The sequence below is a fragment of the Tessaracoccus yangjingae genome (assembly GCF_054483935.1).
The window spans coordinates 2,602,454-2,617,013 of sequence record NZ_CM137014.1 but is presented as its reverse complement, the minus strand read 5'-3'; the positions used below and the strand labels follow the sequence as shown (position 1 = coordinate 2,617,013).

Annotated in this window: 13 protein-coding genes; 3 read left to right on the top strand and 10 right to left on the bottom strand. The window is 69.9% G+C overall.

The annotated features are described in order from the left end of the window. Positions 1–2 precede the first annotated feature (2 nt). The 7 genes from ACX1D3_RS11725 to ACX1D3_RS11695 form a co-directional block, all read right to left on the bottom strand. On the bottom strand, positions 3–1,046 hold the full coding sequence (locus ACX1D3_RS11725) for a glycosyltransferase family 4 protein (RefSeq protein ID WP_458994021.1): 1,044 nt from the start codon (positions 1,044–1,046) through the stop codon (positions 3–5). Continuing rightward, positions 1,043–1,858: an LpxL/LpxP family acyltransferase gene (locus tag ACX1D3_RS11720; RefSeq protein ID WP_458994020.1), complete on the bottom strand. Its 816-nt coding sequence runs from the start codon at positions 1,856–1,858 to the stop codon at positions 1,043–1,045. The genes ACX1D3_RS11725 and ACX1D3_RS11720 overlap by 4 nt, the downstream gene beginning before the upstream one ends. A gap of 7 nt (positions 1,859–1,865) precedes the next feature. Then, the gene (locus ACX1D3_RS11715) at positions 1,866–2,402 is read right to left on the bottom strand and encodes an HIT family protein (RefSeq protein WP_458994019.1); all 537 of its coding nucleotides are present in this window, start codon (positions 2,400–2,402) and stop codon (positions 1,866–1,868) included. Next, positions 2,395–4,431, bottom strand: a complete 2,037-nt coding sequence (thrS, locus tag ACX1D3_RS11710) for a threonine--tRNA ligase (RefSeq protein ID WP_458994018.1) — start codon at positions 4,429–4,431, stop codon at positions 2,395–2,397. The genes ACX1D3_RS11715 and thrS overlap by 8 nt, the downstream gene beginning before the upstream one ends. Positions 4,432–4,513: 82 nt before the next feature. Then, a complete protein-coding gene (locus ACX1D3_RS11705; RefSeq protein ID WP_458994017.1) occupies positions 4,514–4,798 on the bottom strand; it encodes a GNAT family N-acetyltransferase in 285 nt (94 codons plus the stop codon). A 9-nt stretch (positions 4,799–4,807) separates the two neighbouring features. After that, positions 4,808–5,293: a Cys-tRNA(Pro) deacylase gene (gene ybaK / locus ACX1D3_RS11700; RefSeq protein WP_458994016.1), complete on the bottom strand. Its 486-nt coding sequence runs from the start codon at positions 5,291–5,293 to the stop codon at positions 4,808–4,810. After that, positions 5,250–6,128, bottom strand: coding sequence for an EamA family transporter (locus ACX1D3_RS11695; RefSeq protein ID WP_458994015.1), 879 nt, complete (start codon positions 6,126–6,128; stop codon positions 5,250–5,252). Before ACX1D3_RS11695 ends, ybaK begins: the two co-directional genes overlap by 44 nt. Positions 6,129–6,295: 167 nt before the next feature. Here ACX1D3_RS11695 and ACX1D3_RS11690 point away from each other — a divergent pair, with 167 nt between their 5' ends. After that, positions 6,296–8,056, top strand: a complete 1,761-nt coding sequence (locus ACX1D3_RS11690) for a hypothetical protein (RefSeq protein ID WP_458994014.1) — start codon at positions 6,296–6,298, stop codon at positions 8,054–8,056. Between the two features lie 9 nt (positions 8,057–8,065). On the opposite strand, the gene ACX1D3_RS11685 is transcribed toward ACX1D3_RS11690, so the two are convergent. Further along, positions 8,066–8,509, bottom strand: a complete 444-nt coding sequence (locus ACX1D3_RS11685; RefSeq protein ID WP_458994013.1) for a PTS sugar transporter subunit IIA — start codon at positions 8,507–8,509, stop codon at positions 8,066–8,068. Between the two features lie 131 nt (positions 8,510–8,640). Between ACX1D3_RS11685 and ACX1D3_RS11680 the strand changes: the two genes are divergently transcribed. Next, entirely contained in the window at positions 8,641–10,515 is a 1,875-nt protein-coding gene (locus ACX1D3_RS11680) for a beta-galactosidase (protein WP_458994012.1), read from the top strand. A gap of 8 nt (positions 10,516–10,523) precedes the next feature. On the opposite strand, the gene ACX1D3_RS11675 is transcribed toward ACX1D3_RS11680, so the two are convergent. Both ACX1D3_RS11675 and lpdA read right to left on the bottom strand, forming a co-directional pair. Beyond that, positions 10,524–11,474 carry an aldo/keto reductase gene (locus ACX1D3_RS11675; RefSeq protein ID WP_458994011.1) on the bottom strand — a complete coding sequence of 317 codons (951 nt, stop codon included), beginning with the start codon at positions 11,472–11,474 and terminating at the stop codon, positions 10,524–10,526. A 52-nt stretch (positions 11,475–11,526) separates the two neighbouring features. Further along, entirely contained in the window at positions 11,527–12,927 is a 1,401-nt protein-coding gene (gene lpdA / locus ACX1D3_RS11670) for a dihydrolipoyl dehydrogenase (RefSeq protein WP_458994010.1), read from the bottom strand. A gap of 90 nt (positions 12,928–13,017) precedes the next feature. On the opposite strand from lpdA, the gene relB reads away from it, so the two are divergent. Next, a complete protein-coding gene (relB, locus tag ACX1D3_RS11665; RefSeq protein WP_458994009.1) occupies positions 13,018–14,556 on the top strand; it encodes a type II toxin-antitoxin system RelB family anti-toxin in 1,539 nt (512 codons plus the stop codon). Positions 14,557–14,560: the final 4 nt, after the last annotated feature.

Genomic DNA, 14,560 nt, shown 5'->3' with positions numbered 1-14,560 from the left:
ACTCAGCCTACGTCAGCCCCGTTGCGCCGCGCCGCCACGCGCCGGTAGGCGGCGGCGATCTGCGGCCCGACGACCGGCCACGTGTAGCGCTCGACGAGGCGGCGCGCCGCGAGCGGATCGACGGGGTCGGCGAGCCTGCGGAGCAGGGCGGCACGGGCGGAGGCCTCGTCGTCGACCGGGAACCAGGACACGAACCCCGGGTGGTCCACGACGTCGCGGAAGGCGGGGAGGTCCGAGGCGACGACGGCGCACCCGTGGGCGAGCCCCTCGACCAGGATCATCCCGAAGCTCTCCCCGTACCGGTTGGGGGCTACCAGGACGCTGGCGGAGTGGAGCATGCGGGCCTTGTCGTCGTCGTCGAGCTGGCCGAACTCGTGGACGACAGGGTCGCCGTGGCCGCCGGGACCGACGGCCACGAAGTCCGCCTCCGGCACGCGGCGCGCCAACGCCTGGAAGAGCGGGTACCCCTTGCGGGGTTCGTCGAGGCGACCGAGGAATGCGACGGTCGGCCTGCCGACCCGCCGGCCCGACGCATCGGGGGCCGCGATGGCGTTGGGGATGACGACGGCGTCGACGCCAGTCAGGGCCCGCGCCGTGGCGGCGGCGGCCTTCGAGACGGCGATGGAGAACCGGTCCGGGAGCAGCGCGGCCCGCGGCCGGACGAGCGCGGCGAGGGGCCAGGGGTCGAAGGATGCGTGGTGCGTGACCACCAGGGCGCGCGCGGCGCGCGCCGCGGCGAAGGCGGCCCCGGGTGTCAGGGGCTCGTGGACGTGGACCACGTCGGCCCCCTCCACTGCTGCGGCCGCCCGGCGGGACTGCCTGGGACCGACCGCCAGCTGCGCCACCGAGCCGTTGAAGCGGACATCCCGCGGCGCTCCGAGCAGCGTGACCGGCACACCCCGATCCTGGTCGAGGGTTCCGGGGGCCACCACCACGGGGCGGTGGCCCTCATCCTGGAGCCAGCGGGCAAGGCCGAGGACGTGAGTCGCCACTCCCCCGGGCCGGTCGAGCGAGTAGGGGCACACCAGGGCCACCTTCAGCGTCACAGGAACACCCGGCGAAGCATCAGCCAGTCCTCGGGGCTGCGCCGCACGGCGGCCGCGAACCGGTCCACCACGCCGCGCATCATCGCCTCGGGATCCTCCCCCGCGACCGGGTCGGACACCTCCAGCCGCAGCCGGTTCCCGTGGAAGGCCGTGGTGACCACACGGAGGTCGGCGCCGGTCCGGCGGGCCAGCAGCGCGGGCCCGGCGGGCACGCTGACCAGCCCCGAGCCCGGCCAGGGCACCTTCACGCCGCGCGAGGAGAGGTCCCGGTCGCTCAACAGGCACACCAGCCGCCCGGCACGCACGTCCTCGGCGAGCGCCGCCATGAGCTCGGGCCGGTCCACGGCGTAGATCTCCATCCCCATGCCGCGACGGGCGTCGCGGAACCGCTCGAAGAGCCCGTCGGGCAGGCGTTCGGCGACGCTGACCACCCGGATGCCCACGCGGGCGGCCCACGCCCCGGCGAAGTCCCACGAGCCCATGTGCGGGAGAGCGACCACCAGGCCGGGGCCAGCCAGCGACGAGTGCAGCTTCGCCTCGTCCTCGGCGCTCACGTCGATGGTGGCGAGCACCTCGCCGTCCGACCATCGGGCCAGGCGGAGGGACCACAGGGTGTTGCGGAGCCAGTTCTCGACGAGCAGGCGCCGCTGCCTCCCGGTCGGCCGGCGCCCTGTCGCACGTTCGATCGTGGTCTCCCAGGCCGCAACGCCCTTCAGCGGCAGGAGCGCCGCCACCGGCGCGACGCCACGGGCCAGCGCGTCGCCCCAGGGGCGCGGGAGCCGTCCCCCGACGGCCCAGAGGGCGCCGCTCATCCCCACTTCAGGCGCGCCAGGCCTCGGCCAGCAACGACCTGGCCTCGCCGATCAGCTGGGGCAACGCACGGGTCTGGGCCACGATCGGCAGGAAGTTCATGTCGCCCGACCACCTCGGGACGATGTGCTGGTGCAGGTGCATCCCGATGCCGGCGCCCGCCACCGCCCCCTGGTTGATGCCGATGTTGAACCCGTCCGGCCGCGACACCTGACGCACCACCGTCATCGCCCTCTGCGTGAGCGCGGCCACGTCCGTGGCCTCCTCCCGCGTCAGGTCTGCGTAGTCGGCCACGTGCCGGTACGGGCAGACGAGCAGGTGCCCGGGCGCGTAGGGGAACAGGTTCATCACCACGTAGGCGTGCTCGCCGCGCGCGACGATGAGCCCGTCGGCGTCGTCGCGGCGCGGCGAGGCGCAGAACGGGCACTCGTGGTCGTGCCTGGGCTTGCCGTCGCCCTTGATGTAGACCATCCGGTGCGGGGTCCAGAGCCGTTGGAAGGCATCTGGGACCCCGGCGAAGTCGTCGCTCGTCTCCGCCTCAGGCATCGGCCGTCGGGGACGCGTTCGAGCGTGAGGCGATGAACTCGACGATGGTGGCCACCGCCTCGGCGGCCGGCACCCCGTTGCGCTGGGAGCCGTCGCGGAAGCGGAAGGACACGGATCCGGAGTCCCGGTCGTCGCCGCCGGCGATCAGGACGAAGGGCGCCTTCTCCTTCGAGGCATTGCGGATCTTCTTCCCGAAGCGGTCGTCGGAATCGTCGAAGTCCACCCGCACGCCCTTCGAGCGCAGCTGCGCGACGATGTCAGCCAGGTAGGCGTCGAACTCGGCCGCCACCGGGATGGCGATGACCTGCACGGGCGAGAGCCAGGCAGGGAAGGCGCCGGCGTAGTGCTCGATGAGCACGCCCATGAACCGCTCGATCGAGCCGAACTTCGCCGAGTGGATCATCACCGGCTGCTGACGGCTGCCGTCGGGCGCCGTGTACTCCAGCTCGAAGCGCTCGGGCTGGTTGAAGTCGTACTGGATGGTCGACATCTGCCAGGTCCGGCCGATGGCGTCCTTGGCCTGGATCGAGATCTTGGGTCCGTAGTAGGCGGCGCCGCCGGGATCGGCGACCACGGGCAGCCCGGACTCCAGCGCGATTGCATCCAGGATGGCGGTGGCCTCTGCCCACTGCTCGTCAGAGCCGATGAACTTGTCCTTCTTCTTGCCGTCCTCGTCGCGGGTGGAGACCTCGAGCACCACATCGGTCAGGCCGAAGTCGTTGAGCAGGGACAGCACGAACCGGAGGAGGTGGCGCACCTCGTCGGGCGCCTGCTCCTTGGCGCAGTAGCTGTGGGAGTCGTCCTGCGTGATGGACCGCACCCGGGTCAGACCCTGGACCACGCCTGACTTCTCGTCTCGGTAGACGGTCCCGAACTCGAAGAAGCGCAACGGGAGGTCGCGGTAGGAGCGCCCACGGGAGGCGAAGATGAGGTTATGCATGGGGCAGTTCATCGCCTTGAGGCGGTAGGCCTGTCCACCGCGGACGACGTTGCCGTGCTCGTCGCGCTCGGCGTCCTCCAGAAGGGGCGGGAACATGCCCTCGGCGTAGTACGGCAGGTGCCCGGAGGTGTAGAAGAGCTCCTCCTTGGCGATGTGGGGGGTGCCGACGTAGTCGAAGCCCTCCTCGATGTGACGGGCGCGGACGTAGTCCTCCATCTCGCGCTTGATGACGCCTCCGCGGGGATGGAACAGCGGAAGCCCGGAGCCGACGATCTCGTGGAAGCTGAACAGGTCCAGCTCGACGCCCAGCTTGCGGTGGTCCCGCTTCGCCGCCTCCTCGAGGCGCATCCGGTACGCCTGAAGGGCGTCCTTGGTGGGCCAGGCGGTGCCGTAGACCCGTTGCAGTCCCGCGTTGCGCTGGTCCCCGCGCCAGTAGGCGGCGGATGTGCGGGTCAGCGCCCACCCGTTGCCGAGGTAGCCGGTGTGGGGGACGTGCGGGCCGCGGCAGAGGTCCTTCCAGGCCACGGTGCCGTCGCGCCGCACGTTGTCGTAGATGGTGAGCTCGCCGGCCCCCACCTCCACGCTGGAACCGTCATCGGCCGATGACGACCCCTTGTCCGCGACGAGTTCGAGCTTGAACGGCTCGGCGGCGAGCTCGGCGCGGGCCTCGTCGTCGGTGACCACCCTGCGCACGAAACGCTGCCGCTCCTTGACGATCTGGCCCATGGCCTTCTCGACGGACTTCAGGTCCTCAGGGGTGAGCGGCGCCGTCGCGAAATCGTAGTAGAAACCGTCGGTGATCGGCGGGCCGATGCCCAGCCTGGCCTCGGAGAAGAGCCCCTGGATGGCCTGCGCCGTGACGTGCCCGGCCGAGTGACGCAGGATGCTGAGACCGTCGGGGCTGTCGATGAGGACGGGCTCGACCTCGTCCCCGGCGGCGAGTTCGCGGGCGAGGTCGCGCAGTTCGCCCCCCACCCGCATGGCGACGACGCTGCGATCCTCACCGAACAGGTCAAGGCCCGTCATGGTGGTGGTCGGCGTCACCTGTTCCGCGTCATTGTTGCGGCGGACGGTGATGGCTCCACTCATCGGGGCTCCCTGGGGTGTGTCGGTGCGGTTGGCTGACGCCCATTCTGCCCCTCCGCGCCGTGGCCGTCATCTCAGGGCACGCTCAGGCGCGAAGATCCCAGAAGTCCTCATGCCGGTGGATGTACTTCGCGATGAAGGGACAGGTGGGGCGGACCTTGAGACCCGCCTCGCGGGCGTCGGAGAGCGCGAACTCGACGATGCGGTTGCCGTGCCCGTTGCCGCCGTGGGCCGGGTCGACCTCTGTGTGGTACATGTCCACGACGCCGCCGTCGGTGCGGTAGTCGATCAGGCCGATGAGCTCATGGCCCTGAAAGAGCTCGTAGCGGTTGGCGGCGGCGTTCTTCGTCAACGTGAGGTTCTCGGTCATGCCGCGAGACTACCCGGCGGCGATGGGGCCGACGGTGGCCCGGGTGAGCCTGACCAGGTCGTGCGCGGCGAGCTCGACGTCCAGGCCCCGGCGGCCGCCCGAGACCAGCACCGTGTCGTGACCCATCGCGGACTCGTCGAGCACCGTGGGCAGGGCTCGCTTCTGGCCGACGGGGCTGATCCCGCCCACGACCATCCCCGTGCTGCGCTCCGCCGCGGCGGGCTCGGCCATGACCAGGCGCTTCACCCCGACGTGGGTGGCGAGGGCCTTGAGGTCGAGTGTCCGGTCCACTGGCACGATGCCCACCACCAGGGCGCGGCCGTCGGAGGCCAGCAGGGTCTTGAAGACCCGCGCCGCCGGGACGCCGAGGGCGGCGGCGGCCTCCATCCCGAAGTTGGTGGATCGCGGATCGTGCTCGTACTCGTGGACGCGGTACGTCACCCCCGCCGCGTCAAGCGCCTTCAGCGCCGGGGTGGCTCCGTGCGTCCTGGCCATGGGTCTCCCTTCGGGCGGTGCGGATGGCCCCGATCGACGCGGCGATGACGGCCGTCATCGCCAGCCACTCGACCGGATGGAGCAATTCTCCCAGCACCACCCAGGCGAACAGGGCGGCCGCGGCCGGCTCGAGGCTCATCAGGATGCCGAACGTTCCGGCGGCGATGCTGCGCCGGGCCCGCAGCTCGAGGCCGTACGGGATGACCGTGCTCAGGAGGGCCACCAGAGAGATGACACCGAGCACCCTCGGGTCTGCCAGCGCACCGTCGGCCAGGGCGAGGCCGGGTCCGGCGAGCGTGACCGCTCCGATCAGTGAGCCCACCGTCAGGCCGCTGGTCCCCTCCCATCGCCGGCCGAGCGGCCCCGCCAGCACGATGTAGCAGGCCCACAGGGCGCCCGCCCCCAGCGCCAGGGCCATGCCGATCAGGTCCGGGACCGTGGGGCCGGCCCCCAGTAGCACGACGCCGACGGCGGCCAACGCCACCCAGATCAGGTCCACCGCCCTGCGCGAGCCCAGCACCGCCAAGGCCAGGGGGCCGACGAACTCGAGGGTGACGGCGAGGCCGATGGGGATCCGGGCGAAGCTGAGGTAGATGAGCAGGTTCATCCCGGAGAGGCACAGCCCGTAGCCGGCCGCGACCAGCCAGTCTCCACGTGACCGGCCCCCGAGGCGGGGGCGGGCGATGAGCAGGAAGATCAGGCTGGCGACGGAGCCGCGGAGGAAGGCCAGCGTGGCCGGATGGGCGGCGTCGAACACGCCCTTGGCCAGTGCCGCCCCGAACTGGACCGATGCGATGGCGATCAGCACCAGGACGACGGGATGGGGGCGGCTCACTCCGGCGAGCCTATCGACCCGCGCCCATCGCCGCCGTCGGCGGGCCCGGCACGAGGCGGCGGCCACTCACCTTCGGGTGCGGGCTGCATTCACCATCGGCCAGACCTCCGATGAGGGTCGGGGTAGACGGCTCGGGGTCCCTCGCCTCAGGTCTACCTTGAGGGCTCGTGAACAGGAAATCCGCGACCGCCCCAGCACTGGTTCTGGCGGCCCTGCTGCTGGCCCTGGGCTCTCTCCCCGCCCCGGCGGGTGCCGAGACGGTGGGCATCCCCAGCGGCCTCGACGAAGCCCGGGGCTGCGTCTACAACGGTTTCCCCTACGCCCCCACCGCGGGAGTGATCGCGGCGGGGCCGCACTGCTTCTCCACTCCTGACGATTCGGGCCGTCCCGTGGTGGCGGGGGTCGACCCCTCGAAGACCGCGGCGGACCTCGCCTCGATTCAGGGGTGGTCCCCGCTGCATCCTGATCACTACGTCGCGCGGGGGACCTTCGCCACCAGGTTGATCGGGGACGCGCCTCGGGCCGCGAACTCGGCGGCGATCGCGACGTTCGTCTCCGACGCCCTTCCCCGGATGTACCTGCCCGACACGTTCGATCCGTGGCTGAGGATGGGCGCCAACGTGGGCGACGGTGTCCACGCTCACGACAACATCCCGATCTACACCGTGGACTCCTCCAATCCGTACCAGGAGTTCGCCGTGTTCGCCTCGACCGATGCGCGCGTGGTGAACTTCCCCCGTCTCAAGGCGGTGACCACCGGGCGGCTGCCGATCCCCTCATGGGCCCGCGCCTCGGACGGCGGGGACCGGGCGTTCGCCACCTTCGACGTGGCGACCGGCATCATGCGCGGCTACTACAACGCCGTCAAGGCGGGGCCGGACCTGAGTGAGTGGCATTTCGCCGCCTCCGGCTACTGGTACGGGGACCCCGAGACCCGCTCGGCAGGGGCCGACAACTACTGGTTGGGCTATCTCACAGGCTCCAACTCGGTCATCGGCATCAGCAACGAACTCACGCAGATCGGCGCGGAGGAGGTTCGCCGTGGTGAGATCGGCCACATGGTCTCGTTGACGTTCCCGGACTACCAGCGCGGCGTCATCTCGTTCCCCGCCAAGCAGACCGACGGCGGGCTGGACCCCGCGGCGTATCCCGACGCCCCGGCCGCGGGCCAGGTGTTCACCTTTCCCAAGGCCTTCGACGTCGAGGCCTACGTCAAGGCCAACGGCATCGACCCCACGATGGCCGCGGTCATGCGCGCCGTCCAGAAGTACGGCGGCATCGTCTCCGACAAGAACACCTTCGTGATGGCGCTCAACTTCGAGAGCCCCTACGGGATGGGCAATGGGGTCAATCCCTGGAAGTCCGACCCCGAGCTGGCGTCCAGGATCAACAACCTGACCAAGGACAAGTTCCCGTGGGCGCTGACCGAATGGCTGCCGATCGGCTATGCGGCCCACCTCACCAACGCGGCCGATCAGCCGGCTCCTGCTCCCCCGGCGGTTCCGGAGACATCCACGGCGCCGAGGCCGGAGGGCGTCTACTACAACCCTGGCTACGCCACCTCGGGTGGACGACGGTGGTTCACGCGGTGCGAGGAGTACACCGCCGAGCTCGAGCGCTGCTTCGCCTACATCTGGGCCACCGAGGCCGTGCAGTCCGGCCGGGGCTGGACCACTCGCGACGCGTGGGTGTTCAACAACCTGTCCTACCTGCCCGCTCCGCGGGCGGCCTGGGGAGGCAATCCCCTGGCCGTCAGCGGGTCGTTCACGTCAGGCGGCCGTCAGTGGAGGACGTCCTGCGCCGACGACTGGACGGGACCCAACGGGTGCAGATCGTTCATCTGGGCGCGCGTCCCCGTGTTCCGGGACGGCTCGTATCGTCTCGAGTGGATGTGGGTGTTCAACAACGTCGTTGCGTTCACCGGCTGACCCAAGCCCTCAGCAGGTGAAGAGCGCCTCGCCCGCGGCGACGGCGCGTCCCACGGCGTCGGTGCTGACGGAGTCTGGCGCGCCGTCCATGACGACCACCACGACGGTCCGCTTCATCCCCGGGGCCGTCACCGTGTCCGGGTCCCAGGCGACGATCGGCGTCCCGGCCGTCACGTCGCCGCCCTGGGCCGCGAGCACCTCGAAGCCCTCGCCCGCCAGCTTGACCGTGTTGATGCCGATGTGCACCAGGATCCCGGTCTCGCCGTCGACGAGGAGGATGAAGGCGTGGGGGCTCACCTTCAGCAGGTGGCCGTCCGCGGGCGCGACGACGACCTGCCGCCCACCGTCGGGCTCGATCCCGACGCCCGGACCGACGGTCTGGGCGCTGAACACCGGGTCTGGGACGTCGACCATGTCGATGACCCGGCCTGCGCACGGGGCGAGAATCTGCATCACACATGCTCCTTCGGATGTCGATGTGCTCCGCACACTAGCGCCGCGGGGAGGGCTCCGGGTCGTCGGGTGCCAACTCCCCTATCCTGGGCCCGAGCGGCTTGTCAGGGCCGGAGACACGATCAAGGACGATGGCGATGTATTACGGCGGCGACTACAACCCGGAACAGTGGCCCGAGGAGGTGTGGGCGGAGGATGCCCGCCTGATGCGGGAGGCCGGCGTGAACCTGGTCAGCGTCGGGATCTTCGCCTGGGCGAGGATCCAGCCGGCGGAGGGCGTCTTCGACTTCGACTGGCTTGACACGGTCCTGGACCTCCTGCACGACAACGGGATCGGCGCGTGCCTGGCCACCGCGACCGCCTCGCCGCCGCCGTGGGCGGGGATGCGTTACCCGGGGATGTTCCCGGAGGACCGCGACGGCAGCCGGTTCTGGCACGGCAGCCGCCAGGCCTACTCCCCCACCTCCCCGGACTACCGCCGCCTGGCGGGCGAGCTGGTGACCGCGATCGCCGGCCGCTACGCGTCGCATCCGGCGGTGCGGATGTGGCACGTGAACAACGAGTTCGGCTGCCATCTGCCGGCGGACTACTCCGACAACGCGGCGCGGGCCTTCCGGGTCTGGCTCGCGGAGCGCTATGGGCACATCGGCGCGCTCAACGAGGCCTGGGGCACCCAGTTCTGGTCCCAGCGCTACGGCGGCTTCGACGAGATCGTCCCGCCGCGCAAGGCGCCCTACAGCCTCAACCCCGCCGGGGTGCTGGACTTCAAGCGGTTCACCTCCGACGCGCTGCTCGACCTGTTCCTCATGGAGAAGCGGATCATCCGCGAGGCGGGCGCCGAACAGAGCGTGACGACCAACTTCATGGGCGCCTTCGAGCCGCTCGACTACCACCGCTGGGCGCCGCACCTCGACGTGATCGCCGACGACAGCTACCCGGACCCCAACGATCCGCGCGCCTGGCAGGCGGCGGCGTTCACCAGGGACCTGATCCGCTCCCTCAAGCCCGACACCCCGTGGCTCCTGATGGAACAGGCCACCAACGCCGTCAACTGGCGGCCGAGCAACGCACCGAAGGCGCCAGGTCAGATGGCGGCCCTCAGCATGCAGGCCGTCGCCCGCGGCGCGGACGCGGTGATGTTCTTCCAATGGCGGCAGTCCCGCGCGGGGTCGGAGAAGTTCCACTCCGCGATGCTCCCGCACGCCGGGACGGGAACCGACACCTGGCGATCGGTGGTCCGGCTGGGCGCCGACCTGAGTGCGCTCCCGCCGCTGGGACGGGTCACCGCCCGGGTCGCGGTGGTCTACGACTGGGAGAACCGGTGGGCCGTCGAGCAGCCCGACCATCCGGTCGTGCTGGACTACCTCGCCCAGGTGCAGCGCTGGCACGCGGCCCTGCTGGAGGAGGGCGTCCTCGTCGACGTCGTGGACGCCGAGGCTGATCTGAGCGGGTACGACGCCGTCTTCGCCCCGCTGCTCTACCTGTTGACCGAGCGGGCGGCCGGCGGGCTGAGGTCCGTCGTGGCCAGGGGCGGAACCGTGCTGACGGGTCCCTTCAGCGACGTCGTGGACGAGCACGACCGGTTCCGCGACGGCGGGTTCACCACCCAGCTCGGCGACCTGCTCGGAGTGCGGGTCGTCGAGTTCGGCGCGCTGGCACTCACCCCCCCGGGACAGCAGCGCGCCTGCGTCGACGGTGGTGGTCTCGGATCATTCGAGGGCACCCACTTCGCGGAGGAGCTCGTCACGGACGCGGCGGAGGTAGTCGCGCGGTTCCAGGGTGGGCGCACCGACGCGATGCCCGCGGTGACGATGCGGGCCCACGGTGAGGGGAGGGCGTTCTACGTGGCGACGATCCCTGACGACGCCGGCATGCGGGCACTGGTGCGCCTGGTCGCCCGTCCGTCGGGACCGGCACCCCGCCCGGGCACGGAGAAGGTGCGCCGGGGCGACGTGACGTTCGAGATCGACCACGAGGCGCACACGGTCACCGTGGCCGGGCGCTGAGCGGCGGGTCAGGCGAACAACTCGTCGACGGCGTCGAGCACGTCGTCGGGCACCTTCGTGGACCCGGCGGCGGCGTTCTGGGTGACCTGGGTCACCTGCGTCGCGCCCGCGATCACCGAGGAGATGTTGGGCTGGCCGAGCAGCCACTGGAAGGTCACCTCGAGCATCGTGTGACCGGCATGCTCGCAGATCAGCCGGTAGCGCTCGAGCAGATCCCAGTCCACGCCCGCCAGTTGCGCGGCCTTGATGGAGCGCATCCGGCCCTCGCCACCACCGTCGGCGGTGTACTTGCCGGTCAGCAGCCCGTTGGCCAGGGGGAAGTACGGGAGGACGCCGAGCCCGAGCTCGACGGCGACGGGGAGAAGGTCGTACTCGATGTCCCGGGCAAGCAGCGAGTACTCGTTCTGGGCCGAGATGAACGACTCGTACTCCTCGGCGAGGGCGACGTCGGCCGCCTCCCGCGCAAGGTCCCCGGTGAAGTTCGAGTGCCCGATGTAGCGCACCTTCCCCTCCCCGACCAGTTCGGTGAGGATGCCCAGCGTCTCCTCGATCGGGGTCTCGGGATCGGGGGTGTGCATCTGGAGCAGATCGATCCGATCGGTCTTGAGCCGCACGAGCGACGCCTCGACGGCGGACCGGACGTACCGCCTGGCCCCCTTCGGGCCCCATGCCTCGGAACCGGGCATCTCGAAGTCCTGATGACCGAACTTCGTGGCGAGCACCACCTCGTCTCGCCGCCCCTTCAGCGCCTCGCCCAGGAACTCCTCGCTCCGGCCGGGGACGCCGCCGTAGATGTCGGCACCGTCGAAGAACGTGATCCCCTGGTCGATGGCCGCGTGGATCACCTGGATGCTCTGTTCCAGGGACTGCGTCGCCGTCCGCGGGCGGGAGAAGTTGTTGCACCCCATCCCCACGACGCTCACCCGGAGGTCCGACGTTCCGATGTTGCGCTGCTCCATGCCACCACCTTAGGCAACGCGGTGCCCGGATGGGCACCGCGTCGCCGACCGGTCAGTAGTTGATCATGTGGCCGGCGATCCCCTCGACGGCCTCCTTGAGCGCCTCCGACAACGTGGGATGTGCGTGGATGTTGCGGGCGACGTCGTCGGCCGTGAGGTCGTAGGCCTGCGCCAGCGTCAGTTCGGGCAGCAACTCGGTGACGTCGGGGCCGATCATGTGGGCGCCCAGCAGCTCGTTGTAGCGCGCGTCCGCCACGACCTTCACGAACCCGGTCCCCTCGCCGAGGCCCCAGGCCTTGCCGTTGGCGGCGAACGGGAACTTCGCCACCTTCACGTCGTAGCCCTTGTCGCGGGCCTGCTGCTCCGTGTAGCCGAACGACGCGATCTGCGGCTGGCAGTAGGTGGCGCGCGGGATCATGTCGTAGTTGATCGGGTGGGTCTCCACGCCGGCGATCGTCTCGGCCGCCACGACCCCCTGGGCCTCGGCGGTGTGGGCGAGCATCATCTTGCCGGTGCAGTCCCCGATGGCGTAGATGTGCGGCACCGACGTGCGCATGTACTCGTCGATGCCGATCGCCTTGCGGTCGGTCAGCGCTACGCCGGTGTTCTCGAGTCCGAAGCCGTCGACGCGGGGCGCGAAGCCGATGGCGGACAGGAACCGGTCCGCCTCGAGGACCCGCTGCTCACCACCCGCGGCAGGGCTGACCGTGACCTTGACCCCCGAGCCGGTGTCCTCGATGCCCTCGACCTTCGTGGAGGTCAGGACCGTGACGCCGAGCTTCTTGTAGGCCTTGGCGAGCTCGGCCGAGATCTCGGCGTCCTCGGTGGGCACCATCCGGTCCAGGTACTCCACGATGGTGACCTTGGTCCCGAACTGGCTGAGCACGAACGCGAACTCGGTGCCGATGGCGCCGGAGCCGCCGATGATGATCGAATCGGGGACGTTGTCGGCGAGGATCTGCTCCTCGTACGTGACCACGTTCTCGGAAAGCTGCGTTCCGGGCAGAAGCCGGGTGGTGGCGCCCGCCGCGATGATCGCGTTGGTGAACGTGACCGTCGACTTCTGGCCGTCGTTGCCCGCCACCTCGATGGTGTGGGCATCGAGGAACGTGCCCCAGCCGTCGATCTCGGTGATCTTGTTCTTCTTCATCAGGTAGTGGATGCCCTTGGTCATCCGCTCGGACACCTGACGGCTGCGCTTGAACGCCTTGCCGTAGTTGAAACTCACCTCGCCCTCGATGCCGAACGTGTCGGCCTCGTGGGTGAAGATGTGGGCCAGCTCGGCGTTGCGCAGGAGGGACTTGGTGGGGATGCAGCCGATGTTCAGGCACACCCCGCCCCAGTACTGCTTCTCGATCACGGCCACCTTGAGTCCCAGCTGGGCGGCACGGATGGCGGACACGTAGCCGCCGGGGCCGGCACCGAGGACGACGACGTCATATTCAGAGCTCATGTGAGCCACTCTAGTGCCCGGTCGACGGGGCGCCGATGCCCTGCCTACGAATCCAGGGACGTTATCTCACACATGAGATACCCTGGCCGGATGAGCGCAACGAGCGAGTCAATCGGACGGATGATCCGCGAGGCCAGGCTGGCCCGCGGCTGGTCGCAGCAGCGGCTGGCAGACGAGCTGGGCACGGTCCAGAGTGCCGTCCACCGCATCGAGAACGGGCAGCAGAACCTGTCGCTCAGTATGATCAACCGGCTGGCCGAGGCGTTGGAGATGCCGCTGATCCAGACCGCCACGCAGGGCAGCGTCAACTTCGAGATCCAGGGGCCCTCCCGGCTCTCCGGGGACATCGACGTGCGCACCAGCAAGAACGCCGCCATGGCCATCCTGTGTGCGAGCCTGCTCAACCAGGGACGCACGGTCCTCCGCGGGATCGCCCGGATCGAGGAGGTGGACCGCATCAGCGAGGTGCTGACCTCCATCGGGGTGAACCTCACCTGGATCGGGGACAACGACCTCGAGATCGTCCGCCCCGCGGAGCTGACTCCCCACACCATCGACGCCCGCGCCGCCAAGCGGACCCGCAGCATCCTCATGCTGCTCGGCCCGCTGATGCACGATTTCGACCAGTTCCTCCTCCCCTATGCCGGCGGCTGCGACCTGGGCGCGCGCACGGTCCACCCGCACATGTCGGCCCTGCACAAGATGGGCCTCACGGTGGAGGCCACCGAGGGCAACTACCACGCGGTCGTGGAGAAGATCCCGGCGGGGCACCGCTCCATCACCCTGATCGAACGCGGCGACACCGTCACGGAGAACGCGATCATGGCCGCGGCCCGCACCCCCGGGGTCACGACGCTGCGCAACGCCTCAGGCAACTACATGGTGCAGGACCTGTGCTTCTACCTGCAGCAACTGGGGGTGAAGATCGACGGGGTGGGCACCACCACGCTGACGGTCACCGGCCAGGAGCACATCGAGGCAGACGTGGAGTACTGCATCTCGGAGGACCCCATCGAGGCGATGAGCCTCCTCACAGCGGGGATCGTCACCAGGTCCGAGATCACCGTGCGGCGCTGTCCGATCGAGTTCCTCGAGGTGGAGTTCGCCATCCTCGACGAGATGGGCCAGGTGCTTGAGATGTCCGAGGAGTACCACAGCCGCAACGGCAAGACCCGCCTCGTGGACGTCACCGTCAAGCCGTCGGAGCTGGTGGCGCCGCTGGACAAGATCCATCCCATGCCGTTCCCCGGCCTCAACATCGACAACCTGCCGTTCTTCGCAGTCATCTGCGCCACCGCCACGGGCCAGAGCGTGATCTACGACTGGGTCTACGACAACCGGGCGATCCACCTGAAGAAGCTCTCGGATCTCGGCGCCAACATCCAGTTGATGGACGCTCACCGCCTGCTCATCCTGGGGCCCACCAGGTGGCGGGCCCGCGAGATCGAGTCGCCGCCGGCGCTCAGGCCGGCCGTGTGCCTGCTGCTGGCCGCGCTCGCGGCCCGTGGCACCACCAATCTGATGGACGTCTACGTGATCAACCGCGGGTACGAGGACCTGCCCCAGCGGTTGAACAAGCTCGGCGCCAGCATCAACGTGTTCTGGGGCACGCCCGACACGGACGCCTGAGGCG